We start from the raw sequence: 24,886 nt of genomic DNA on the forward strand, positions 1-24,886 counted from the left end.
TGTAATTTCTATAAAATGCAGCGTTGCTTTGCCGGTATGCTCGGGAGATGGCCGGGATGTTCAAACCCCGCATGACATCGTCGCGTGAGGGCATCACGGTTCTGGAGGATCTGCGCTGGCGGCGGTGGAATGGTGCGGTGGCCGACGTGTGGCACGCCGCCTGCGAGGCCGGCGCTCACGGCTATTACGTGGCCAAGGATCCGCGCCTCTTCGTCGTGCTTGAGCGGTCCGGCGGCTCCTCGGACCTGAAGCTCAGCCCCGGCGCCAACGAGGTGGTGGCGAGCCGCGCCGAGCATCACCTGACCTTCGTCCCCGCCGGCATGCCGCTCTGGTCGCGCATCGACGCGCCCATGACCATCCGACATCTGGATATCCACTTCGACGTCGACACGCTGTCCTCGCGCATCGGCGAGGAACTGGATGCGGACCGCCTCTCGACGCCCCGTCTCAGGTTCACGGACGCGCGGATGATGAGCCTTGCCCGTCTCATCGCGGCCGAATGCATGGATGGGGACGGACATCACGATCTCTATGGCGACGGGCTCATCGTGGCCCTGTTCGTCGATCTGATGCAGCTTGCCCGTGCGCCGGAGCGCAAGCGCGGCGCGCTGGCGCCCTGGCAATTGCGCCGCGTCACCGATTTCATCGAGGCCAACTGCCTGCGCAACATCCGCCTTCAGGAACTGGCGGAGCTCGCCGAACTCTCGCAATCCTATTTCAGCCACGCCTTCAAGGCGGCGACCGGCCTTGCGCCCTATCAGTGGCACACGCAGGCGCGGCTGAAGCGCGTGCAGCAGATGCTGGCGGGCGACATGCCGCTGACCGACATTGCGGCAGCGGCCGGCTTTGCCGATCAGGCGCACCTCACCCGTGTGTTCCGCCGCGCCTTCGGGCAGACGCCCGGCGCGTGGCGCCGGGGTCTCAGAGCGAACTGACGGCGTTTACGCGGCCTTCAGCGGCACGCCGAGCCGGCCGGCCAGATCCTGCACGAACTGCCATGCCGTGCGGCCGGAGCGGGCGCCGCGGGTGGTGGCCCATTCCAGCGCCTGCGGACGCCAGTCGGCTTCCGTGACCGGGAGGCCGTGATGGGCCACATAGCCTTCGACCATCGCCAGATATTCGTCCTGGCTGCACTTGTGGAAGCCGAGCCAGAGCCCGAAGCGGTCCGAGAGCGAGACCTTCTCTTCCACTGCCTCGCCGGGATTGATGGCAGTGGAGCGCTCGTTCTCCATCATGTCGCGCGGCAGCAGGTGCCGGCGGTTGGAGGTGGCGTAGAAGATCACATTGTCCGGCCGGCCCTCGATGCCGCCCTCCAGCACCGCCTTCAGCGACTTGTAGGAGGTGTCGTCCGCATCGAAGGAGAGATCGTCGCAGAAGACGATGAAGCGGTGACGGGCGGCGCGCGCGTGGGCCATCAGCGCCGGCAGGGTCTCGATGTCCTCGCGGTGGATTTCCACGAGCTTGAGGCGCGGGGCAGCCGGGTCGGTAATGGACCGGTTCACATGCGCATGGGCCGCCTTCACCAGCGAGCTTTTGCCCATGCCGCGCGCACCCCACAGCAGGGCGTTGTTGGCGGCAAGCCCGCGCGCGAAGCGCTCGGTGTTCTCCACCAGTTGGTCGCGCACCCGGTCGATGCCCTGGAGCAGATCCATCTCCACCCGGTTGACACGCGGCACCGGCTCGAAGCGGGACGGCTGCGTCGCCCAGACGAATGCGTCCGCCGCCTCGAAATCCGGGGCGACAGTGGTGGGCGGGGCCGCGCGCTCCAGCGCGTCGGCGATCCGGCTCAGAAGGCTGGTGAGGGTGGCGATATCGTTTGTCATCTCGTGCCGCTTCGTTTTCTCCCGCTGCCGGATTAGGGCCGGGGCGAGGTGGCGGCAAGGGCGCGGGGCGGGGCTGTTGCGCCAAAGCCATGCATGGCGTGCAGAATGACGGACGGCATTCGGGTGTTGTTGCGGTGCGGCAAGAATGTCTTAACCTGCATCCGGGACAAAGGGGTGGGCTGGGTCGAATGGATCGGACCTGATGGGTTCGTCCGCTGATGCGCAACATCAACGGAGCACCAGATGCGACCGCAGGAATTCATGGCGACGCGTGCAATTGGCATGGCGGCGCTGGTGTTGGTCATGGCGGGGGCAACGGCCCGCGCGGATGACGGCAAGACCTCCATCAACCGTGAGGTGAAATCGGACGGCTCCTCGTCCGTGAATGTGTCCTCGACGCCGGGCTGGCTCGACGGCGCCTCCTATGGCGTGGACATGTCGCTGGCCGCGCAGCCCTCCACAACTGTCCAGCCGGCCAAGCCCCTGCCGTGGACGCAGCCTGATTCGTCCAGCGCCGCCGCCTGGGCCAAGGTGAATGTGCCCACCAATACGGATGTGGTGCCGTGGAGCCAGACGACGGTGGAGATGCGCGTCGATCCCACCCAGAACCAGGGCAAGGTGGGCACCACCTTCTCGCGGGACATGAAGGTGACGGACCACATGACCGCCAGCGTCAACGACAGCTATTCCATGGTCCGCAATTCGGACAATGCGAGCGTGGTGGAGACCGGCAAGTCGCTGAGCCTGAAGTTGGATGACTTCGGCACCACCTTCTCGGTCGGAGCGACCAATACGGTGGGCGACAAGGCCTGGCTGCCCAGCGCCAGCGCCGAGCAGAAACTGATCGGCCCGCTCAGCGTCACCACCTCGGTGGCCGACACGGGTTCGGAGATCAACAAGAGCATCACCGCCGGATTCAAGAGCAAGTGGTGAGTCTCATTCGCTGAGGATGGCCACGAGGAAGCGGGCGGCCACCGCAAGGAGGAAGGCGCCGAAGCCCACCTCCAGTCCCCGCCGGGGCAGCCGGTGGGCAAGCCGGGCTCCGATGGGAGCGGTGAGCGTACTCACCGGCGCCATGAGCGCAAAGCCGATCACAGAGACATAGCCCAGCGACAGCGGCGGCAGGTCGGAGAGGTGCGGCCAGCCGCTGATGGCATAGCCCAGAACGCCGGGAAGGGGGATGAAGATGCCCACCCCGGCGGACGTGGCCACCGCCGCGTGGATGGGCACGCCGTAAAGCGTGAGTAGGATGGTGGAAAGCCCTCCGCCGGCAATGCCTACCATCGAGGAGGCCATGCCGATGAAGAAGCCCCAGATCCTGAGCGTGACCTTTCCGGGCAGTTGATCGCCGAGCCGCCAGTCGGTGCGGCCGGAGATGCTGCGGGCGGCGAGCACCACCGAGAGGGCGATGAAGACGCCCTGAAGTATCTTGCCGTTGACCATGCCGGCGATGGCGCTGCCCAGCGCCACCCCGATGACGGCCGGCGGGCCGAGCACCTTCAGCAGGCCTGGCACCACCAGTCCGCGGGCCTTGTGGGCCTGGAAGGAGCGGATGGACGTGGGGACGATGATGGCGAGGGATGTGCCGATGCACAGCTGCATCCGCACATCGTCCGAGACGCCGATGATGCGGAACACCTCATAGAGCACGGGCACGATGATGCCCCCGCCGCCGACCCCGAGCAGGCCGGCCAGAATGCCGGAGGCAACCCCGCCGGCCAGCAGGGCGCCGCACAGAATGAGGATTTCGGACCAGGGAATGGTGGCGAGCATGGCAGCCGGGAGCAAAGCGGACGGAAGGGCATCTGGCGCTTGGCGCCGACGTTTGTCCAGAGCTTGCTATGAGAATGAGCCCATCTTGCGCATTGCAGCATATCCGGCCGGCGTGCGGCGCGCGGATGTTTCAGTGAGCTTCTATTTTTCTTGGAATTGACAGATTTCGCGTCCTGATCATAGGCTGATCTGACAGTAAAAATGAATAAAATAGCAGGGAGGCATTGATGGATACGGGACGCAGGTCGTTCATGGTTTCTGTTGCGGCTGCCGCAGCGGCAGCGGCGCCTTTGATGGTCGGCCCAACACATGAGGCTGTGGCGCAGACCAATGATCCGGGCGGCGCGCTGAAACTGTTGAGCTTCCGCTTGCGGGACGGGGCGCCGCCGCGCGTCGGCGTCGCGCTTGCGGATGGCACGGTCGTGGATCTCACGGCGGAGGCCGCGCGCAGCGGCAAGGCGCTGTCCTTTAAGCCGGACGATATGGTCTCGCTCATCGCGGCGGGCGACAAGGGGCTGGCGGAGGTACGCGAACTGGTGGCGCAGGTGGCGCCGGGGCGCGTGAAGCTCACCGAGATCATCTATCTGCCACCGATCCCCAATCCCCAGCGCAATATCTATGCGGTGGGCTGGAACTATCTGGAGCACTTTGCCGAGGGGCAGGCGGTGCGGATGACGGACACCAAATATCCCGAACATCCTGTCTTCTTCACCAAGGGCACACATTCCATCAACGGGCCGTTCGATCCCATTCCCTTCGACCCCAAGGTTTCCACCCAGATCGACTGGGAAGGGGAACTCGCCATCGTCATCGGCCGTCGCGGGCGCAATATTCCCGAGGCCGAGGCGTTGGATTACGTGTTTGGCTATTCCGTCATTAACGACACCACCGCCCGCGATGTGCAGAACGCGCGCCATGGCGGCCAGTGGTTCAAGGGCAAGAGCCTCGACGGGCACGGGCCGATGGGGCCGTGGATCGTGACCAAGGGCGCGTTCGATCAGGACAAGCTGCACCTCGTCACCCGCGTCAATGGCGTGGTGAAGCAGGATGCGAGCACGGGGCAGATGTATTTCAAGGTGCCGCGCATCATCGCCGAGCTGTCGCTCGGCCTGACGCTGGAACCCGGCGACATCATCGCCAGCGGCACCCCACCGGGCGTGGGATTTGCGCGCAAGCCGCAGGAATTCCTGAAGCCGGGCGACGTGATGGAGACGGAGATCGTCGGCATCGGCACGCTGCGCAACGAGATCAAGGCGGTGGGCTGAACGCCGGCAGCACGGGACCCGGACGCAGCTGAAACGGCGGCGCGGGAGCATCCGCGCCGCCGCTGCGTCGCGCCCTGTCAGATGTGGGCGCGCAGGCTCAGGAGGTAGGTGCGGCCCTGGCCCGTGTCTCCCGAGAAGCCGGTGGGCTGGATGGAGAGGGCAGGGGTGTAGTTTTCATTGAGCAGGTTCGTAGCGTCGAACCGGAACGTCAGCTTGTCGCTGACGGCGTAGCTGCTGAACAGATCGACGATGTTGTAGGCGGGGGAGGGCGTGGAACTGACCGTGCCGAGGAAGCTGGCGTTATAGGCCAGCGTCTGCCCTTCCGATACATAGGTATAGCGGCCGCCGATGGACAGCTTCTCCTCCAGGAAGCGCAGGCCCGCCGAGACGGTCACGATGTCCTCCGGCAGATACTGATTGGCGCCGAAGCCCTGTGTCTGCGCCGGGAGGTCGTTGGTATTGTGCGTGTAGGTCAGGTCCGCGAAGACCTTCCGGGCATCGTAATGGGCCTCGAATTCCACACCGCTCACGGTGGAGGTGCCTGCCACGTTGCAGAAATAATACTGCGTCTTTCGACAGGTGACGATGTAATTGTCGATGTCGTTCGTGAAGTAGTCCGCCTTCAGGCGCAGCTGATCGTTGGCCGTGAAGATGCCGTTCCGGCGGAGGTTGACGCCGAATTCCCAGCCCTTCGAGACCTCCGGCTGGAGATAGGGATTGGCGGAATAGCTGACGCTCGTGCCGGGATGCTCGCCGCCGATCATGGTTTCCGAGGCGGTCGGCGCGCGCATGGTTTCCGCATAGGTCACATACGGCTGCAGCCAGTCGAACGGGCTGATGGCGAAGGTGACCTTCGGGTCGAAGCGGCCCTTGTCCTGATCCACCGTCCATGGACCCACGGGCACCGCGCCGCCCGTGGAGTTCTCATATCCGGAGCCGTTCAGGTTGAAGAAGTCGTAGCGCAGGCCCACGATGAGTTCGAAGATGGAATAGTTGAACTTGGTCTCGTCGAACACACCGCCGATGGCGCTGGTGCCGGCCGGGTTCACGCCGCCATAGAGCGTGGGCGTCACCGTGTTGGCGCTGCTGACATCGTCATAGAAATATTCGACCCCATAGGTGGTGGCGACGGCCACCTGACCCAGCAGGAAGCGCGAGGTGTTGGAGGTGTCGAAGCCCCAGCCCCGGTCGTCGATCACCCGGCCGCGATACGAACTCGTGGTCGCCGGCACATTGCCTTAGACCATCTTGAGGTCGTTCAGATAGGCGTTGAGGCGGAAGTCGATCCAGTCGTTGCCCGGCGTATAGCTGTAATTGCCGGTGAAGGTGTTGTTGCGCACGTGCTGATCGGCGGAATCCGCATAGAAGAAATTGTTGTAGAAGACGGCGCCGAGTTTCAGGCGGGAATCGTCCGTGAGCTTCATATCCGCCTTGAGCAGGCCGGACGTGAGGTCCTGCCCGGTATAGGGCACGGTCTGTCCGTCACCGTTCTTGTAATTGCCGGTGTCGCGGGTCGCTACCGCGCCGCCCACCGCGAAGCGGTCGTTCATGCGCACGGCGCCGGCCACCATTTCCTGCCAGCCCTGCCCGTTACTGCCCCACTGCACATTGGCGATGGCGCCCCATGTGCTGCCGGGCTTGATGATATCGTCGATGCCGAGCGTGCGCATGTTGACCGCTCCGGCTAGCGCGCCGGCCCCGCCTGCGGTGCTGACCGCCCCGCGGGCGATATCCATGCCCGCCAGCAGCTGGTCGTCCACATAGGTGAAGCCGCCCGCCTCGTGCCCGACGAAGCGGAAGTTCTGGCGCACCCCGTCGATCATCATGTTAACGCGGCCCATGCCCTGGAAACCGCGAATGTTGACGGCAACGCCGGGGTTCGAGGTGCTCTGGGTGGTGAAGGTTCCGGGCACGGAACGCAGCACATCGTCGAGCCGCTCATAGTCGCCGGGACTGTTCAGCAGGTCCACGCTGCTGACGGCCGCCGGTGTCGCATAGGGATCGCCGAACAGGCTGTTGCCCGCGTCATTGACGCTGATCGTGGGCAACGCCTGCTGGCTGTCACCGCCTGCGACGCCATTTGCATTCCCTGCGGGCGCCGTAGCCGTGGCGGGTGTGCTACGCGCGCCGCTGGCGGCCTGCTGCGCAAGCGCGGGGGCGGCGGCAAGAAGGGGTGCCAGGGAGATGCTGATCATAAGTGATTTGTTGACCAATAAAAGCGCGTGCCGTGTGCGGGCCGTGTCGTGCATGCGGGTCATGGGTTCTTTCCAAAAGCTGCGCGGCCACCGCAGGCTCCCCGTCCCATGGCGCCGAATGACGACGATTCCACCACCAATCGTCACGGCACCTGTAAAATGTGAGCGAATTGACGAGTCAATGAGATGTACTTGGGTTTTTATTTATAACTGTTTCAGTGTCACGTTGAATTTGTATAAATTACATTTCCCGTAATTGTTGGTGGGCAATGTTTTATAAGAAAATGACCTTAGGTAATTCTTATCGAATTTCGGCTTTGTGCATTTAGACGCATTCAAGCCGGTGTCGATGTCACCGTGCACCTGTTGCGCGCGTGCCACATCATCCGCATAGGCGTCTGGCAAGCCGTGCTGGGGCCAAGGCTGCTTCTTCTGCGGAAGGACAGGAGGGGCTCAGCCCTCCGTTCCCGTCCGTGTGCCATCGTCCTTCGCGAGGGGGCGGCGGATGGCGGCAACCGCCTTGCGCAGCACCTCAAGGCCCGCGCCGGGCACGAGCGCTTCCGTCGCCAACGTGCGGCGATAGGTGCGCGCGCCCGGGCGACCTCCGAACAGGCCGAGCATGTGGCGGGTGATGTCGTGCAGCCGCCCGCCAGCGGCCAGATGCGCGGCGATATAGGGCTCGAAGGCGGCGATGGCCTCGAAGGCGTCCGCATGGGGCGGGGTCTCGCCATGCACCTGCGCATCCACCTCCAGCAGCAGGTCCGGATCCTGATAGGCGGCGCGGCCCAGCATCACGCCGTCGAGGCCGGCGCCGGCCGCGCGGGCGTCTTCAAGGGTGACGAGCCCGCCGTTCAGTTCGATGGGCACGTGGGGCAGGCGGGCCTTGAGACGATGCACGCGATCATAGTCGAGCGGCGGGATCTCGCGGTTTTCCTTCGGCGAGAGGCCCTTCAGCCAGGCCTTGCGGGCATGCACGATAAGGCGCGCGCAGCCGGCCGCGAGCACGGCATCCGCGAGCGCGTCCAGGGCTTCCTCGACGTCCTGATCGTCCACACCGATGCGGCATTTGACGGTGACGGGAATGGAAACGGCGGCCTGCATGGCGGCGACACATTCGGCCACCAGCGCCGGATCGCGCATGAGGCAGGCGCCGAAATTGCCGCCCTTCACCCGATCGGAGGGGCAGCCCACATTGAGGTTGATCTCGTCATAGCCGAAATCCGCGCAGATGCGCGCGGCCTCCGCCAGAAGCGCGGGATTGCTGCCGCCAAGCTGCACCACCACCGGGTGCTCGGCCTGCGAATAGCCAAGCAGCCGCGCCCGGTCGCCATGGATGATGGCCGGGGCCGTTACCATCTCCGTGTAGAGCCACGCCCGCCGCGACAGGGTGCGATGGAAGGCGCGGCAGTGGCGGTCCGTCCACTCCATCATGGGGGCTATGGAAAGGCGAAAATCTTGGTTCTTCGGCATTATTTTTTATAACTTCAAGGAATTGGGTCTTGTCGTGTGCACTCGATTTTTCGCCACGATACGCCCCAATTTCCGATTTTTCGACGTGTGTGTGCACATGGAGCGCACACGGATTGGCTACCCTCACTAAACTAAATTCCGGCTTCTGGAGAGCCCAGATCCGTCGGAAGGGGCAGTACGTCAACGAGACGTTCCTGCGTCGCAAGGATGCCGAGGAGTGGGCGCTCGACATGGAACGCCGCATCGATCGCCAGGAACCCACCGTCACGCGCAGGTCGCACGACGCGAAACGCTTCCGTGGCATCGTCGCGTGAGTGTGATGGTCTCCGTCTCCGCCACCTGTCTTGTCCTGACCCATCTCGCCAAACCCGGAAGCCAGGTGATCCTTGATGGATTTCGGCGTGCGTCGGGGATGGGCGCGGCGGACCTGTGGGGCCTCTTCCCAAGGCTGGCCGCCGGCGGCGGCGTATCTGCGCGCATTCGACATGCAATCTTCACGACGGCCAGCCATGCTTGAGGTACCATGTCAGGGTGGTCGTGGGGTTCGGCGTTCCCTTCGGGTGGGAGCGGCGGTCCTGCCCGGGTGGAGAGATGCCGATGGCGAATGTGAACCTCGTGCCCGCCAACACGCCCTTCGGCTACAATGTCGGCATCAATTACGAGAGCTGGGAAGTCGGGCGGACCGGCTATTCCATCACGGCTGATCTGAACCAGATCACCCAAAACTTCAGCCTCATCCGCACCTATCACGACAGTCTCGGTCCCACGCCGGTGATGGACGGGACGCAGCAGCAGGTCATCACCTATGTGGTGGGAACCTCTAATGTCGAACTGGTGATGGGCACCAACGAGAGCGCGGTCGTTCAGGGCGGGTATGGCGCGCCGTGGGCGGCCGGGCTGATGAACAGCTCCACCTATACCGACCAGTGGGTCCAGATGCTCATCTCCTCCTTCGGGAGCGTGGCAAATGTTAAGGCGCATCTGAGGGGCATCCTGCTGGGCAACGAGCTGGACATGAATGGTCCGCCGCCGAGCGATCCGAGCTTTTCCAGCTATCAGGGCTGGATCAATGCGTCCTTCACCAATCTCAAGGCCTCCATGGCGGCTGCGGGCCTTGGCGATATTCCGATCTCCGCATCCATCGCGAATTACGGAAATACGGTCGCGAACGCCACGACCAGCTACATCCAGAGCAACTGGAGCAGCAGCTGGAACAACAATTCGCCCTATGTGATGTACGATCAGTACACGCAGTCGACATCGCTCGGGCCGATGTCCTCCACGAATTTCGCGCCTGTTTCGACCTATTTCCAGAGCCTCGCCAACACGCTCGGCGGAAACGTGGACGTCTATGTGGGCGAAACCGGATATTCGACGGTCTACAACACGCCGACGGTCAACAATCAGTCGACCGTCTACACGCAGATCTTCTCCTGGCTGAACGGCATGGAGAGCGCGAACAACGGCAAGACGGTGCCGCTGTTCCTGTTCGACGCCTTCGATCAGCCCGCTGCTGCCGCGCCCAATTCCGGTTTCGGCATTTATGCCGAGAGTTCGACATTCCAGCCTGCGGGCCTGAAGGCAGGCATCACGCTGCCGAGCTGGATCAATACGCCCATCTCGGCGCTCACGACCGCAGCCGCCACCAAGGCGGTGGGGCTCGCGCAGTCCGGGAATCTCGGCGTCATCGAGACGCTCGTCAGTGCCGGGCTCAAGGAACTCAACGCCGATTCCGGCACGGTGATGAACCTTGTGCTCACGGCCCTGAACACGGCACCGGATTACAACGGTTCGCGGATCGCGGATCACACCAGCGCGCGTGTCACGGCGGCGCTGGCCGATCAGGGCCTTGCGACGCCGGGCAATATTCTGGACCTGATCGTGCAGGCGGCCGTGGTCTCGCCGGGCGCCTTCGCAAGCGTCGGGGCGGGGCTCGATCTCAGCGGCAGCTCCACCGGCGGGCCCGGCTATCACGCGGTGTCGAACCTCGGGCAGGCCAATGACCTGCTGCTGGCGCGGGCGGTCAGCGCGCTCCTGCAAGGGCAGACCTATTTCCACACGCCGGACATGCTGAACGTCGCCGCGGGCGATGTCGCGCCCGTGACGCAAAGCCTGCTGTTCCAGCCCATACTGGCCTCGGACACGGCGGTGCAGGTGACCGTGGGCGGCGTCGGCTACAGCCTTACGGGGAAGGCGGGCGATGCCCATGCCTGGTCCGCCCAGTTCGCCCAGCAGGCCCTCCAGAAGGACTTCTCGGCGGACCTGGTCAAGATGTTCGATCAGCAGGCGCAGTCGACGGTCACGCAGATGGGGGTTGCCGCCGGCAGCGTGGTGTCCGTCGGCATCGGCGGCGCTTCCACCACGACGCCCCAGGGCGGCGCCACTACGTCCGCCGGTTTCGTGGATTTCGTTTCAGCCTTGGGCACAAGTGCCGTTCATGTGGCGCAGGCTGTGGCCGTCGCGGAGACCGTCGGTGCCGCCAACGACCAGACCGCCATCGTGCGGATGCGCCAGGGGGGCGCGCAGGACGAGCACGTCACTTTCTACAAGGTGGACGATTATTCCGGCGGCATCGGCGGCCTCAAGCCCGGCGACGCGGGCTATGACGCCGCCAGCGATGCCCGCGCCTATGTGACGGGCAACGGCAGCACGATGCTCACCAGCGCCAGCTTCGGCGGCTATAGCGAGGGTACCCTTCTGCACGTGAATGCGGGCGATCTCGTTGCCATGAAGCTCTCGTCCGGCGGGCACACCTTCTATGCCTTCGCCAATGCCAACGAAGTGGTCGACGGCGCGCACGTGGGGCATCTGTGGAACTACGGCATGAACACGTGGGGCTGGGAAGACCTCTATGGCGGCGGCGACCACGACTATAACGACCTCGTGGTGCAGCTCGATTTCACCAGCGCCAGCGGCAGCCATCTCCTCGTGTGACGGAGGATCGGAACGGGCCCCGGCGGCCGATGGTCAATCGGTTCCGATATGCGCCGTTGCCGATAACCAATGGCGCGCAATCTCGTCCCGCCGCGCCACCCAGACCCGATCGCCCAGGGATCTCAAGGCGGCGAGGATGCCCTCCACGGCAGCAAAGCGCGCCGGCCGGCCGCAGATGCGCAGATGCAGTCCGATGTTGAGCAGGCTGCTGCGCCCGCGGCCGGCCTCTTCGACCAGGGTGCCCAGCGCCGCCTCGACATAGCGCACAAACTGCCCCGGCTCGACGAAGCCGTTGGGGTGGAAGAATTTCATGTCGTTCGTATCGAAGGCATAGGGCACGACGAGGATGCGGCCATCACCGGCGGCAGACCAATAGGGCAGGTCGTCGTCGAAGCCGTTGGAATCGTAGAGGAAGCCCAGCTCGCCCAGCAGCGCCCGCGTATGGGGGCTCTGGCTGCCCCGGCAGCAGAAGCCGAGCGGGCGCTGGCCGGTGGTGTCGCGGATGACATCGATGCAGCGCACCAGCGACGCCCGCTCCTCGGCCGCATCGGTGAAATCGGCATGGGGGCGCCACAGCCAGCCATGGCAAGCCGGTTCGTGTCCCCGGGCGACGATCTCCGCCGCCAGCGCCGGCAGGCGCTCCACGGCGCGCCCGCACATGTAGAAGGTCGCCTGCCGCTCGTGCCGGTCGAACGCATCGAGAAAGCGCCACAGGCCCACCCGCGTGCCATAGGCGAAGATCTCCTCCTGGCCGAAATCCCGCCGGCCCGGCGCGACGACGCTCAGCACCTCGCCGATCCGCTCGCTGGCGTCATCGCCGTCGCCCACCGCGAGTTCGGCCCCTTCCTCGAAATTGACCACCAGCGAGACAGCTACGCGGGCGCCATTGGGCCAGACGATGGCCGGCGGCCGGCCGCCATAGCCCATCAGGTCGCGCTCTCGCATCCGCTTCTCCGTTGCTGCGAGGGATCGTGTGCGGCGGGGTAGGGTCCCCTGCCGGTTGAAGACCTAGCGTGTTGCGGCACATATTGTCGACAAAGATCGTTATTGATTGCCGCATGTAATGTGGGCAGCCGGTTGCCATGCGGACCACGCGATGCCAGACCGGATTTGGAACTGGAGACGGACCCCTATGCGCAAACCGAAGGCGATGGCGGCGGCCACCGAGCGCGCGACGATGGATCACGATCCGGTCGTGCAGGGGATCTTGAAGGCGATCAGCCTGAAGCGCCTGCGGCCGGGCATGAAACTCGGCGAGGTGGAACTGGCCTCGGCCTTCGGGACCCACCGGACCCATATCCGCCAGGTTTTGTCGCATCTGGGCTCTCGGGACCTCGTGACTCTCATTCCCAACCGGGGCGCCTTCGTCTCCCAGCCCTCGCCACAGGAGGCGCGGGCCGTATTCGCGACCCGGCGCATTCTCGAGCGGGCGGCGATCTCGGCAGCGGTGGACAATCTCACGCCCGACGCGGCCCGCGATCTGAAAGGCATGCTGGCGCTGGAGCGCGCGCATGCCGACCATGACCGGTGGGACGGGCTGGCGCTGAGTGCCGACTTCCACCTCGGCATCGCCCGTCTCAGTGGCAATCCGGTGCTGATCAAGTTCATGGAGGAACTGGCGCTGCGCACCTCCCTCATCATCGCGCAGTACGAGCCCGCCGGGGCGGAGGACCATTGTCCCGACGCCCACCCGGACATTGCCGAGCGGGTGCTCGCGCGCGACAAGGCGGGGGCCATTTCGGCCATGGACCGGCATCTGACCGAGATGGAAGCGCGACTCAAGATCGGCAGCGAGGGCGGGGAGGCGGTGGACCTTGCCGCCATCTTCGAAGATCTGGGGGTCATCCCTCAGAAGCGCAGCCGCCGCCGCGTTGAAGGGTGAACGGCCGCTCCTGCCCAAATTGCAATCAGATAACGAGCGCAATTTGATCTTTATTTTGTAGACAATTTTTACGACTGTTTGTCTCGGAACTGGCGAGGTTCGGGTGGCGGACGGTCGTCGCCTGCGATCTCGCAGGTGGTCCTCATCGGCGGGCGCAGGTCTGCCTTGATCGACGGCCTTTTGGGAGAGACAGCATGTCCGCCATCCTGACACGACGTCATTTCCTTGCGTCGGGTGCCGCTGCCGCGCTGGCGCCGGCGGCCTTGCCGGCATTCTCCCGGGCCGCGCACGCGGCAGCGGGTCCGCTGGTCGCGACGACCTATCCGGGAACGTGGGAGCAGGCCCAGCGGGCCATTCTTCTCCCCGCCTTCACGAAGGCCACGGGTGCGAACGTGCTGCTGGAGCCTGTGCTGGCGCTCGAGGCGGTTTCAAAGGTCTCGGCTTCGAAATCCAACCCGCCGTTCGACGTGGTGCTGATGGACGAGGGGCCCTATCTGGAAGCCCTCAGCCGCGGCATCTTCGCGCCGCTGCCGGTCGACAAGGTGACGAACCTGTCGGCCCTGCCGGAGCGCTTCATCGATCCGAACGGCATGGGCGCCTTCATCACGGCGCAGGTCATGGGCATTGCGTACAATCCCAGCACCATCAAGACGCCGCCGACCTCGTGGCTCGACCTGTGGAAGCCCGAATTCAAGGGACGCGTGGGCATCACCGGTCTCGGCAGCAGTCTCGGCGCCGCCTGGATGGTGGAGATCGCCAAGCTCAACGGCGGCAGCGAGAGCAATATGGAGCCCGCGTTCGAGGCGGTGAAGCGGCTGTTGCCCAATCTGGGCGCCGTGGCCGCCAATCCCGGTGCGCTCGCGACCCTGTTCCAGCAGGGCCAGATCGACATCAGCGTGAACTATCTCAATGCCGTGCTGCCGCTGGCGCAGAATGGCGTGGAGATCGCCATCGCCCGCCCGGATTCGGGCTGGGTTCTGGTGCGGAACTCCCTGCACGCCATCGCCAATGCGAAGAACCTCGATCTCGCCTACGCCTATATCAATGCCGCCCTGTCCGGCGAAGTGCAGGCACGGATGGCGGCGGCGCCGAACTTCCTGCTGCCCACGAACCGGACTGTCGCCTTCAGTTCCGAACTGCAGAAGGTGGCAAAGTCCGAGGCGGAACTCTCCAAACTGACCCTCATCGACTGGAAGACGCTCAATCCCCAGCGCGCCGCACTCATCGAGCGCTTCAACAGGGAAGTGCGAATCTAGGCCAAGACGCGCGGCTGCGGTCGAGCGTTGATTGTCCATCCTCTGTTGGGAGAGGCGGGCCGGTGCGATGCGGGCCGAGGGTCAGGGGGAGGCGGCTTTGGGGAGCGTCGGCGGGCATATGCTGCCGAACATAGTGGGCCGTCCGCCCGCGAGGCGCGCTCAGCCTTTGACCTCCAGCCCGTGTTAGTCGTCCCGCGGTCACCGTGAGCGCCTCTGCCGGGCGTCCCCGGCCCGGCGGGCGGGTGGAACGGCAACGTGCTATATCCCCCGGCGACAATCGGAGCCGAGAATGATGGGGGATGGTGAGGTCTCGTCCTGGGCTGTGCGCGAGCAGCTGGAGCGCATCGAGCGCAGCGGGCAGTTCGCGGGATCGGACAAGCTTGCCGTGCTGCTCCGCCATCTGGTGGAAGAGGTCTTGGCCGGCCGGGCCGCGGGCCTCAAGGAAGGCCCCATCGGCAATGCCATCTATGCCCGAGAGCCCGCTTACGATCCCCGTTTCGATTCCACCGTGCGCGTAGAGGCGCGCCGGCTCCGGCGCAAGCTTGCCGCCTATTATGCCGAACCGTCGCCGCAGGACCGGGTGCGCATCGATCTGCCGACGGGAACCTACGTTCCGCTTTTCACCTGGCTTGCCCCCACGGAGAGGCCGGCGCTGCCGGAGGCTGACGGTGGCCTGTTCCGGCCCGGCACCGGGGCTGCGGTTCTGATCCTGCCCCTGACACCCCTTTCGGGAGGAGCGCAGGACGTCATTTTTGCGGATGAGCTCACGGATGAACTCATCTTCGCTCTGGAGAAGGCCGAAGGCTACCGCGTCGCCTCGCGTCAGATCGCGTTTCGATACCGCAACACGGGCGCGCCCATCGCGGCCGTGGCGCAGGAGCTTTCGGCCGACGGTGTCATCCACGGCACCGTCCGGCGTGCAGGCGCCGTCCTGCGGGTGACGGTGGAACTCGCCGACCCCTCGGGCTTCGCCGTGTGGTCCGACCGGTTCGACGGGCACGTGGAAACGCCGGAGGACGGGCTCATCCTTCAGGAGCGCATCGCGGCCACCATCCTGAGCCGCCTGCGCTTCGACAGTTCGGCCATGCGCAGCGGCGCGGCAGGACCGAGGCCGCAGGCGATCAAGGCCTCCGCCCAAGTCTATCGCGCCCGCCAGTTGCTCGACCAGCAGACACCGCAGGCTCTGCGGCAGGCGCTCGGCCTGTTCCGCCAGGTCTCTGACACCACGTCCGATTATGCCCGCGGCTATTCCGGCATCGCCGATTGCCATCTCGATCTCTTCCGGCTTGGGCTGATCGACCACGCGACCGCATCGCGCGAGGCCGCGGCGGCGGTCCGCAAGGCGCTCAGCATCGATGGGAAATCGGTGGAGGCCCACACCGCCCGCGCCACCGTCGCGGCCTGGCTGGACTGGGACAGGGCCGTTGCGGAAGAGGCCTTCAAGACGGCGATGGCGCTCGGAGAGAACGCGCGGTGCGTGCGCCTTTATGGCGCCTTCCGCGCCTTCTGCGGCCACCACGGGGACGCGATCCGGCTCTTCGCGCGGGCGCGCGCGATGGAGCCCATCTCCACGCAGCTGGAATGCGCCGAGGCGCTTTGCCGGTTCGCGACCCGGCACTTCCACGATGCGAGCGCCATGGCGCCCGTCGGGGGCACCCAGCCCGCGGAAGCGCTCTATTATCGGGCGCTCTCTCTGACCTTTGCCGGCCAGCGCGAGGCCGCACTCACTCTTGCCGAACGTCTCGACGGGCTGGATCGGGACATCCCCATGCTGGCACTCGCAGCCGCGGAAGTGCGGGCATGGGCGGGCGCTCCTTCCGACGCGCAGCAGCGCCTCGGGCTCTCCGTCTATGGCGGCACTGCGTTTGCCCGCGCCACCCTGGCCCTGTCCCTTGGGCGGCATGACGTTGCGCTCGACCTTCTGTCCGAGGCCATGGAGGCGCGGGAGCCCGGTGTGGTTTGGATCCGAACCGATCCGCGCTTTGATGCCGTCCGCGACGATCCGCGCTTCACTGCGCTGAAGGAACTGCTGCGACCGGAGAGCCTCGCCCCGACTGCGCTTCGGTAACGGCGCCTCACGTCCTCACTGTGAGCGCCCCGGGCGCTCCCCTGCGATGCCTGATGTCCCCGTGCCACACGGGCGCCTCCGATGCCGCCCGCGGCAGCGGTGTCGTATGGCGATCTGGCGCAGGCAATGACACGCGAAACTCCACCCACGACGGAGCCCGAACTCCCGGCGCCGTCTTCCTCTTCCGGCGCCCGCGCCGCAGCCGTTGTTGTCGCTCTCAGCATCTGCCTCGTCGTGGGCCTGTCGCTATGGTTCCTGGTGCAGCCGGACCCCCTGCTGGTGCAGGGGGAGGCGGATGCCCGGCGCCTCGACATCGCGGCCCGCGTGGACGGCCGGATCTCGACCCGTCCTGCCGACCGGGGCGCCGACATGGCGCAGGGCGCCGCCCTCGTCACCATCGACAATCCGCAACTGCTCGCGCGTCTCGCGGAGGCGCGGGCCGCCAAGGTGGTGGCGGAGGCCGATCTCGAGCGCATCCGCGTCGGCACCCGCGCCGAAGTCATCGCCGCCCGCAAGGCGGCGGTGGCCGCGGCCGATGCCTCGGCCAAGCTCGCCCAGCAGACTTACGACCGCACCCGGCAGCTCACCGAGCGCGATTTCGCCTCGGTGCAGAAGCTCGACGAGGCGACCGCCTCCCTTGATGTGGCCAGGCGCGCCCTCGATCAGGCGCGCCTCGCGCAGGACGAGGCCATCGCCGGCTACACCGCCGAGGAGCGTGGCGTGGCGGAGGCCGCGGTCGCCAAGGCCGACGCCGCCATCCGGACCCTGCAGGCGCAGGTCGACGAACTCGTGGTGAAGGCGCCCGCCGCCACGCAGGTCTATCAGGTCAATGCCGAGCCCGGCGAATATGTCTCGCCCGGCGTGCCGCTGCTCTCGCTGGTGGACCTCTCGGACGTCTGGGTGCGGTTCGACCTGCGTGAGGACCTGATCGGTGGCCTCAAGCCTGGCGACCGCTTCACCGTGCGCATCCCGGCCCTCGGCGACAGGCCGGTGACGGTGGAGGTGCGCACCATCGCGACGCGCGGCGAATATGCCGGCTGGCGGGCGACCCGCGCCACCGGCGATTTCGATCTGAGGACCTTCGAGGTCCGCGCCTATCCGGTCGCGCCGCTGGCCGGACTGCGTCCCGGCATGAGCGCCTATGCCGAATGGAAGAGGCCGGCGCAATGACCGCTGTGGACGGTGCCGAAGCCACCCGCCCGGCCCCTGCGGAGGCGCCGGGGCTGGTCGCGGTGATGGCCCGCGAGGTGCGCTGGATCGCCGCCGACCGGCTGGCGCTGCTTTTGGTTCTCGCAATCCCGCTCATCGCCTTCGCGCTGCTCGCCGCGACCTTCGGCCATGCGGTGGTCCGCGGTCTGAAAGTGGATGTGGTGGATGCGGACCGCACCCCCACCTCCATGACCTTCGTGCACGCGATCCAGGCGGCTCCGGGCACCGAGGTCGCCCAGCGTTCCGGCGACCTGAGCGCGGCAATGCATGCGGTGCGGTCCGGCGCGGTCATCGCCGCTGTCTATATCCCGGAGGATTTCGAGCGGGATCTTCTCGCCGGCCGGCGGCCGCAGGTGGTGATCTTCTCGAACAAGCAATATTTCAGCCCCGGCAACATCGCGCAGGGCGCGCTCACTGCCGCCGCGAACGCTGCGGCCGCAACCCTCGTCCCTGCCGCCGCCAAGACGGCCGGACGGCCGGGGCCGCTGGTGGTGGAGCAATATGTGCTGACCAACCCGGCGCTGAACTATGTGCAGTTCCTGCTGCGCGCCGTCCTGCCCACGGTGCTGCACGTGCTTATCGCCATCAGCGGCGGTTATGCGGTGGGGTCGGAATTTGCGGCGAGAGGGTTGAAATCCTGGCTTCAGGCCGCAGGTGGAAGCGCGCTCACCGCACTGGTGGGCAAGCTGGCCCCGTATTTCGGCATCTACCTCGTGATGTTGGCGGTGGGCGTCGGAATCATCCACGGGCTCTATGGGGTTCCGTTCCGCGGCAGTCCTCTGGTCATCGCGGTGGCGGCCTGCCTCTTCGTCATGGCCTATCTGTGCCTTGCCGCGCTGCTTCAGCTTCTGACGAAGAGCCTTCCGGTGGGGCTCTCGCTCACCGGAATCTTCTGCTCGCCGGCGTTCGGCTTTGCCGGCGTGGGCTTTCCGATCATCGGCATGAACGCCTTCGCGCAGGGCTGGGGACTGCTGCTGCCGCTGCGCTGGTACATCCAGATCCTGTTCGACGAAGGAGCGCGCGGCGTTCCGGTTGCGGATACGGCGGTCCCGATGCTGGCGCTGGGCGTGCTGGCGCTCGCCTTCTTCGGCTTTGCCCTGATGCGCCTGCATTCCTTGGTTTCTTTGCCGATGGGTGCGCCGCGCCCCGAGGTCCGATCGGAAGCGGCGGCTCCGCGAAGCGTCGTCGGCGCCTTCCGCAACGAATATGCCCGCGTCCTCGGCGACACCGGCCTGTTCAGCCTGATCGTGGCGGCACCCATCCTCTACGGCGTGTTCTACCCGCAGCCTTATCTCGGCCAACTGGTCCGGGACATTCCAATCGCGGTGGTGGATGACGACCACACCGATGTCTCCCGAACGCTCATCGAGACCCTTAATGCCGATGAAGCCATCACGGTGGCCGTCCAGGCGCCGACGCTGGCGGATGCGCGGGCGGCGCTGCAGCGGCGGGAGGTGTTCGGCATCGTCGGCATTCCGGAAGGCACCGCCCGCGAGGTGCTGAAGGGCAATGAGGCGCGGGTGCCTGCCTTCGTCGATTCCGCCTATTTCCTTCTGTACAACCGGACGCTTCAGGGCATTTCCGAGGCTGCGGCCCAGGTGACGGCGGACACGGCGTCCGGCGGCGCGCGGCCGGATGGCAGCCAGACCCGCTCCGCGCGTGCGGCGGGCTCGCCGGTGGAGGTGCTGGTCGAGCCGCTGTTCAATCCAACGGGCGGCTATGGCAGCTACGTCGTTCCGGCCGCCTTCGTCCTGATCCTGCAGCAGACCTTGCTGATGGGCGCGGCAACGGCCGGCGGCGTTGCCTTCGAACGGGGCGGGGTGGCCGCGCGCCGGCATCGCACGGGCGCCCGCGCCGTGCTGGGGCAGGCCCTGGCGCACCTCTGCCTGGCGCTGCCTGCCGTCGGGCTTTACCTCGTGGTGCTGCCGCGCGTCTTCGGGTTTTCCGCGAGCCCGCATCTCCTGGATCTGCTCGCCTTCGCCCTGCCGTTCCTGCTGGCGGTGAGCTTCATGGGCCAGTTTCTCGGCGCCTTTTTCCGGCGCCGAGAGACGGCGATGCTGCTCATCATCGCGCTCAGTCTGCCCATGTTCTTCCTGGTGGGCGTCGCATGGCCGATCGAGGCCATCCCGGAGGCCCTGCGGCGCGCCAGCGCGCTCTTCCCCTCGAGCTTCGGGATCGACGGCCTCGTCCGCCTCAACCAGATGGGCGCCACGCTCGGGGACGTGCGGGCGGACTGGGTGGGGCTGTGGGGGCTCGCCCTGGCCTATGCCGCGCTGGCTGTCGGCGCGGGACGTCTCTTTCGTGGGGAGCGCGCGCAATGACCAGAGTTTCCCGGCGCCGCATCCTGGCCGCTGTCCTCGTGATCGGTACCGGCGGCGCGGTCGGCGCCTATGTCCTTCATCGCCCGCCTGCCGACGCGCGGGTGGCGGGAATGGTGCGCCAGACGGAGGTGCGGATCGCTCCCGAGGTCACCGGGCGGCTGATCGCCGTGCCGGTGCGGTCGGGGGACAGGGTCCGCAAGGGCGACCTGCTCGCCGTGATCGACAATCCCGACCTCTCGGCGGCTTTGGGCGAAGCCCGTGCCGCGGCGGCGAGCGCAAGGGCGGATCGCGCCCGCGTCTATTCGGGCGTTCGCGCGGAGGAGATTGCCATCCGCGCCGAGGCGGTGCGCACGGCCAAGGCCAACCTCGATCTTGCGCGGCTTCAGGACCAGCGCACGTCGGCGCTGGCCTCTCGCGGATATGCCAGCCAGCAGCAGCTCGACCAGGATACGGCGTCCCTCGCCAAGGCGGAGGCCGACCTCGCGCTCAAGCAGGCCCAGCATGCGGAAGCCATCGCCGGCCCGACGCCGCAGGAGCGGACCCTCGCGGATGCCCGCCTCGCTCTTGCCGAGGCCAGCGTGGTGGTGCTGGAGACGCAACTCGCAAAGACCCGCCTCACGGCGCCCGCGGACGGCACGGTGCGGGTGGAGGTGGCCGCGCCCGGCGAGATCATCGCACCGGGGCGGCCGGTCATGACCTTCGCGCCCGACGGCGGCACCTGGTTCAGCTTCACCGCGCGGGAGGACCGTCTCACCGGCATCGCGGTGGGCGGGCCGCTCGTGCTGGAAGGGGCCGGTGGGAAAACCATTCCGGCGCGGGTGACGGCGCTGCTCCCGCTCGGCGAGTTCGCTACCTGGCGGGCCGCGCGGGCGGCCGGAGACCATGATCTCAACAGCTTCCGGCTACGGGTGGAGCCCGACGGCAACGGCGGTGCTTACAGCCTCGAGTCGGGAATGACCGTCTTCCTGCCGCCGACGCCGCCCGCGCGGCCATGATCTCGGGCGGAACCGGACTCGCGGACGAGCTGCGCCTGCTCATCGCAGACCCGTTGGTGCCGACTGCCGTCGCGGCGCTGGCGGTCGCCCTCGGCCTTCGGCTCGCTCTGCGCGACCGTCCGTGGCCCCATCTCATCGGTCAGGTCGCCCTCCTGACCCTTCTGACGGCGCTTCTGACCTCGGAAGGCATCGTGCCCTACGAAGCCGGGGCGCAAGCGCCGCCGAGCCTGCACGGCGGCTTCATGAGCCTCGCCAAGGTGGTCTGGTGGAGCAGCGCGGCCCTTTGCCTGGCCGGCTTCGTGCGCATGTTCCTCATCTTCGAGCGGCGGCCGCGCGAAGGCCGGCTGCTTCAGGACCTGCTGGTGGGGGTCATCTACGTGGGGGCGGCCTTGTCGGTCGTCGCCGACGTCTTCTCCGTTCCGGTGGGCACGCTCATCGCCACATCCGGCGTCGTGGCCATCGTCCTTGGTCTCGCGCTGCAAAGTACACTGGCGGACCTGTTCTCGGGCATCGCGCTGAATATCAGCCGGCCCTATGGCGTGGGCGACTGGGTGATCCTCCCCAATGGCGTCGAAGGCCGGGTGATCGAGACCAACTGGCGGGCGACCCATCTGCTCAGCTCCGGCAATGATCTCGTCATCCTGCCCAACAGCAACCTCGCCAAGGAGATGCTGACCAATGCCAGCGGGCCGGAGCGCCGCCATGGCGTGAAGCTGCGGGTGCGCCTCGTGCCGACCCTTGCGCCGCTGGCGCTCGCCCGTGTCCTGCGCGACGCGCTGTCGAGTTCCACGCTCATCCTCAGCCATCCGGCCCCCGCCGTGCATATCAAGACCCTCGACGCCCAGGCGGTGGATCTGGAGCTCTCCTTCCATGTCGCGGAACTCGGCGCCTCTTCGGCGGCGAAGGACGAGATGTTCGATCTCGTCTACCGCCATGCCAAGGCGGCCGGCCTGCATCTGGCCGCGCCGGCCGGGGCGGGCGGCGACAGCGTGCCCCGGTCGGAGGTGTCCCAGCGCCCCCTCAGCCTGCGCCTCCTGGATTCCGTCGCGCTGTTCTCCAGCCTCGGCGAAGAGGAGAAAACCGCGCTGGCGGATGCCATGGAGCAGCGCACCTACCGTAAGGACGAGGTGGTGGCGCGAGAGGGCGAGGTGCTGTCGGTGCTGATGATCGTGCGCAGCGGCATCCTGGGTCTCACCCGCAGCGCGGATGCCCCCGGCGCGGAGATCCATCGTCTGGCTCCTGGCGATCTGATCGGCGAGGAGGGGGTGCTGCTGGGCGAAGGCGAGGCGGGCACTGTCCGGGCTTTGACCTATGTGGTGGCCTTCGCCATCGCCAAGGAGGCCCTCGCGCCGCTGCTGAAGGATCGTCCGGGACTTGCGGACGAACTGGGCGCGCTTCTCGCCCAGCGCCGGGATACCGCGCATCTGGAGGCCGCCGCGCCCCGCGACCGGGAGCGAGGCCGCTCCAGGCTCGCCGAAAGCATCCGTGCCTTCATGCAGGTCCATCGCGGGCGAGGGTAGGCGACCGGCTGCGTCGCACCGGCGCCATCCGTCCGGCACGCGCCCTCGCAATTCTCGGGCGTCGGGCAGCCCCCCTTTCGGATCGGTGCGCCGGAACGTCGCCCTTTCGCCGCCGCGCGGGCCGGTCATAGTGCTCCTCTCGCCGCCGGACATCGCCGCAGGGCCGTGTCGCCTGGGTGCTGAACGCACCGGCTTCCGGCGCCGGTCATGAGGGGAGGGCGCATGGATCACGCGCAGGAAAGCCGGCTGAGGACCCTGCTGCTGCTCCTCGCGCTTGGGGCGCTCGCAGGTGGGCTCGCTGTGCGCCTCGGCGGATGGGAGCGGGCCGCCGCCATCGTGTGGAGCGTGGGGACGATCCCGGTGCTGCTCGCGCTGCTGCTGGAGATCCTGCGCAGCCTGCGGCGGGGGGAAATCGGGCTCGATATCGTCGCGGCGCTCTCCATGTCCTCCGCGCTGCTGGTCGGCGAAGCGCTGGCCGCCTGTGTGGTCGCGGTGATGTATTCCGGCGGCACCTTCCTGGAGAGTTTCGCGGAAGGCCGCGCGCGGCGGGACATGCGTGACCTCCTCGCCCGCGTGCCCCGCAGCGCCACCCGCCACCGTGCAGGGGCGCTGGAGGACATCCCGCTCGATGCCATCACGCCGGGGGACCGCCTGCTGATCCGGCAGGGGGACGTGGTGCCGGTGGACGGCACCATCGCCTCCGACACCGCCTTTCTCGATGCCTCCGCCTTGACCGGCGAGGCCCTGCCGGTCCGCCTCGCGCGGGATGAGGCCGCCATGAGCGGCTCGACCAATGCGGGCGAGGCGTTCGACCTCATCGCCACGCGGCCGGCACGCGACAGCACCTATGCGGGCATCGTGCGGCTGGTGGAGGAGGCGCAGCGCTCCAAGGCGCCCATGGCGCGGCTCGCGGACCAGTGGTCGCTGGGCTTCCTCGCCGTGACGGTGGCTCTGGCGGTGGCGGCATGGTGGTTCACCGGCGATCCGGTCCGGGCCGTGGCCGTGCTGGTCGTGGCGACGCCGTGTCCGCTGATCCTCGCCGTGCCGGTTGCCCTTGTGGCAGGCCTCTCCCGCGCTGCCCATTTCGGCGTTCTCATCAAGGGCGCGGGGCCGCTGGAGGCCATGGCGCGCACCCGCACCCTCATCCTCGACAAGACCGGCACGCTCACCGAGGGGCGGCCGCAGATCGTCTCCGTCCTCAGTCATGACGGCACCACGGCGGACGACATTCTGCGTCTTGCCGCCGCGCTCGATCAGGCGACCAAACACCCCGTGGCGCAGGCCATCGTGGCGGCGGCGCGCGAGCGCGGGCTCACGCTCAGCGTGCCCTCCAGCGTCGTGGAGACGCCGGGCGAGGGGCTGTCGGGGCAGGTGGAGGGGCGAACCGTGCTCGTCGGCGGGCATGGCTTCGTCGCCGCGCGCGTGGGCCAGGGGGCGGCCCGGACCGAACTCCCTGCCGGATCTGTTCTGGTGGCGGTGGGGCTCGATGGGCGGCTAGCCGGACATCTCGTCATGGCCGATCCGCTACGGGCTGGTACGCGCGACATGCTGGACGGGCTGCGCCGGGAAGGGGTGGAGCGCATCCTGCTTGCCACCGGCGATCGTCGGGAGGTGGCGGAGAGCGTGACGCAGGGGCTTGGCCTCGACGGCATCCGCGCGGGGCTGACGCCGGACCAGAAGGTGCTGCTGGTGCTCTCCGAGCGCAAGCGCGGTCCGGTGATGATGGTCGGCGACGGGGTGAACGACGCGCCCGCGCTTGCCGCGGCCGACGTGGGCGTCGCGATGGGCGCACGGGGCGCCGCCGCGTCCGCCGAGGCGGCCGATGTGGTGCTGTTGGTGGACCGGGTGGATCGGCTGGTGCCCGGCATCGGAATTGCCCGTGGCGCGCGGCGGATCGCGATGGAAAGCGTCGTTGCGGGTATCGGCCTGTCGGTGATCGGCATGGTGGCGGCGGCGCTCGGTCATCTGTCACCGGTGCAGGGGGCGCTGATCCAGGAGGTCATCGATGTCGCAGTCATCCTGAACGCGCTGCGGGCCCTTCGACTCTCCCTGAAGGGAAAGGGGGCGCAGGCCTGACGCAGCGTTGCAGCAGATCGGCACCCGGGTGTGGCCCCGCGGAATGGGGCGACCTCCAAATTTCGGGGCTTCCCCCGTGATGCGGGGGGCTGTGCGTGC

General features: G+C 67.1%; 19 protein-coding genes. 13 read left to right on the plus strand and 6 right to left on the minus strand.

The features are described from left to right. Positions 1–56: 56 nt before the first annotated feature. Entirely contained in the window at positions 57–935 is an 879-nt protein-coding gene (locus tag DFO45_RS11865; protein WP_245518054.1) for an AraC family transcriptional regulator, read from the plus strand. 6 nt (positions 936–941) lie between these two features. On the opposite strand, the gene DFO45_RS11870 is transcribed toward DFO45_RS11865, so the two are convergent. Further along, positions 942–1,823 (minus strand): ATP-binding protein, encoded by an 882-nt coding sequence (locus tag DFO45_RS11870; RefSeq protein WP_133865028.1) that lies wholly within the window; start codon positions 1,821–1,823, stop codon positions 942–944. 261 nt (positions 1,824–2,084) lie between these two features. On the opposite strand from DFO45_RS11870, the gene DFO45_RS11875 reads away from it, so the two are divergent. Beyond that, the gene (locus DFO45_RS11875) at positions 2,085–2,756 is read left to right on the plus strand and encodes a hypothetical protein (RefSeq protein ID WP_133865029.1); all 672 of its coding nucleotides are present in this window, start codon (positions 2,085–2,087) and stop codon (positions 2,754–2,756) included. A gap of 3 nt (positions 2,757–2,759) precedes the next feature. Here the strand turns inward: DFO45_RS11875 and DFO45_RS11880 are convergent, their stop codons facing one another. Then, entirely contained in the window at positions 2,760–3,596 is an 837-nt protein-coding gene (locus DFO45_RS11880) for a sulfite exporter TauE/SafE family protein (RefSeq protein ID WP_133865030.1), read from the minus strand. Positions 3,597–3,889: 293 nt separating this feature from the next. On the opposite strand from DFO45_RS11880, the gene DFO45_RS11885 reads away from it, so the two are divergent. Further along, positions 3,890–4,861, plus strand: a complete 972-nt coding sequence (locus DFO45_RS11885) for a fumarylacetoacetate hydrolase family protein (protein ID WP_245518055.1) — start codon at positions 3,890–3,892, stop codon at positions 4,859–4,861. Between the two features lie 77 nt (positions 4,862–4,938). Here DFO45_RS11885 and DFO45_RS11890 read toward each other — a convergent pair whose 3' ends face one another. From DFO45_RS11890 to dusA, 3 genes are all read right to left on the minus strand, one after another. Beyond that, the gene (locus DFO45_RS11890) at positions 4,939–6,093 is read right to left on the minus strand and encodes a TonB-dependent receptor (protein ID WP_133865032.1); all 1,155 of its coding nucleotides are present in this window, start codon (positions 6,091–6,093) and stop codon (positions 4,939–4,941) included. Positions 6,094–6,099: 6 nt separating this feature from the next. Further along, entirely contained in the window at positions 6,100–7,056 is a 957-nt protein-coding gene (locus DFO45_RS11895) for a TonB-dependent receptor plug domain-containing protein (RefSeq protein WP_166657110.1), read from the minus strand. Between the two features lie 453 nt (positions 7,057–7,509). Then, positions 7,510–8,526, minus strand: a complete 1,017-nt coding sequence (gene dusA / locus DFO45_RS11900; protein WP_133865034.1) for a tRNA dihydrouridine(20/20a) synthase DusA — start codon at positions 8,524–8,526, stop codon at positions 7,510–7,512. 113 nt (positions 8,527–8,639) lie between these two features. On the opposite strand from dusA, the gene DFO45_RS11905 reads away from it, so the two are divergent. Beyond that, positions 8,640–8,840, plus strand: coding sequence for a hypothetical protein (locus DFO45_RS11905; RefSeq protein ID WP_245518066.1), 201 nt, complete (start codon positions 8,640–8,642; stop codon positions 8,838–8,840). 283 nt (positions 8,841–9,123) lie between these two features. After that, complete coding sequence (locus DFO45_RS11910; protein WP_133865035.1) at positions 9,124–11,460, plus strand: DUF4114 domain-containing protein; 2,337 nt, start codon at positions 9,124–9,126, stop codon at positions 11,458–11,460. A gap of 33 nt (positions 11,461–11,493) precedes the next feature. On the opposite strand, the gene DFO45_RS11915 is transcribed toward DFO45_RS11910, so the two are convergent. Continuing rightward, on the minus strand, positions 11,494–12,405 hold the full coding sequence (locus DFO45_RS11915) for a polysaccharide deacetylase family protein (protein ID WP_133865036.1): 912 nt from the start codon (positions 12,403–12,405) through the stop codon (positions 11,494–11,496). Between the two features lie 187 nt (positions 12,406–12,592). Here DFO45_RS11915 and DFO45_RS11920 point away from each other — a divergent pair, with 187 nt between their 5' ends. The 8 genes from DFO45_RS11920 to DFO45_RS11955 all read left to right on the plus strand — a co-directional run bounded on the left by DFO45_RS11920 (position 12,593) and on the right by DFO45_RS11955 (position 24,787). Next, complete coding sequence (locus tag DFO45_RS11920; RefSeq protein WP_166657111.1) at positions 12,593–13,342, plus strand: GntR family transcriptional regulator; 750 nt, start codon at positions 12,593–12,595, stop codon at positions 13,340–13,342. A gap of 194 nt (positions 13,343–13,536) precedes the next feature. Continuing rightward, on the plus strand, positions 13,537–14,598 hold the full coding sequence (locus DFO45_RS11925; RefSeq protein WP_133865038.1) for an ABC transporter substrate-binding protein: 1,062 nt from the start codon (positions 13,537–13,539) through the stop codon (positions 14,596–14,598). 289 nt (positions 14,599–14,887) lie between these two features. Then, entirely contained in the window at positions 14,888–16,666 is a 1,779-nt protein-coding gene (locus tag DFO45_RS11930; RefSeq protein WP_133865039.1) for a hypothetical protein, read from the plus strand. Positions 16,667–16,792: 126 nt separating this feature from the next. After that, positions 16,793–17,836, plus strand: coding sequence for an efflux RND transporter periplasmic adaptor subunit (locus DFO45_RS11935; RefSeq protein WP_043880162.1), 1,044 nt, complete (start codon positions 16,793–16,795; stop codon positions 17,834–17,836). Continuing rightward, positions 17,833–20,196: an ABC transporter permease gene (locus DFO45_RS11940; protein ID WP_133865040.1), complete on the plus strand. Its 2,364-nt coding sequence runs from the start codon at positions 17,833–17,835 to the stop codon at positions 20,194–20,196. The genes DFO45_RS11935 and DFO45_RS11940 overlap by 4 nt, the downstream gene beginning before the upstream one ends. Then, the gene (locus DFO45_RS11945) at positions 20,193–21,191 is read left to right on the plus strand and encodes a biotin/lipoyl-binding protein (RefSeq protein WP_133865041.1); all 999 of its coding nucleotides are present in this window, start codon (positions 20,193–20,195) and stop codon (positions 21,189–21,191) included. The genes DFO45_RS11940 and DFO45_RS11945 overlap by 4 nt, the downstream gene beginning before the upstream one ends. Then, positions 21,188–22,711, plus strand: a complete 1,524-nt coding sequence (locus DFO45_RS11950; protein WP_133865042.1) for a mechanosensitive ion channel family protein — start codon at positions 21,188–21,190, stop codon at positions 22,709–22,711. The genes DFO45_RS11945 and DFO45_RS11950 overlap by 4 nt, the downstream gene beginning before the upstream one ends. 222 nt (positions 22,712–22,933) lie before the next feature. Further along, positions 22,934–24,787, plus strand: coding sequence for a heavy metal translocating P-type ATPase (locus DFO45_RS11955; protein WP_133865043.1), 1,854 nt, complete (start codon positions 22,934–22,936; stop codon positions 24,785–24,787). The last annotated feature ends 99 nt before the right edge of the window (positions 24,788–24,886 follow it).

Origin of the sequence: Azorhizobium sp. AG788, assembly GCF_004364705.1 — a bacterium.
Lineage (GTDB): Bacteria > Pseudomonadota > Alphaproteobacteria > Rhizobiales > Xanthobacteraceae > Azorhizobium > Azorhizobium caulinodans.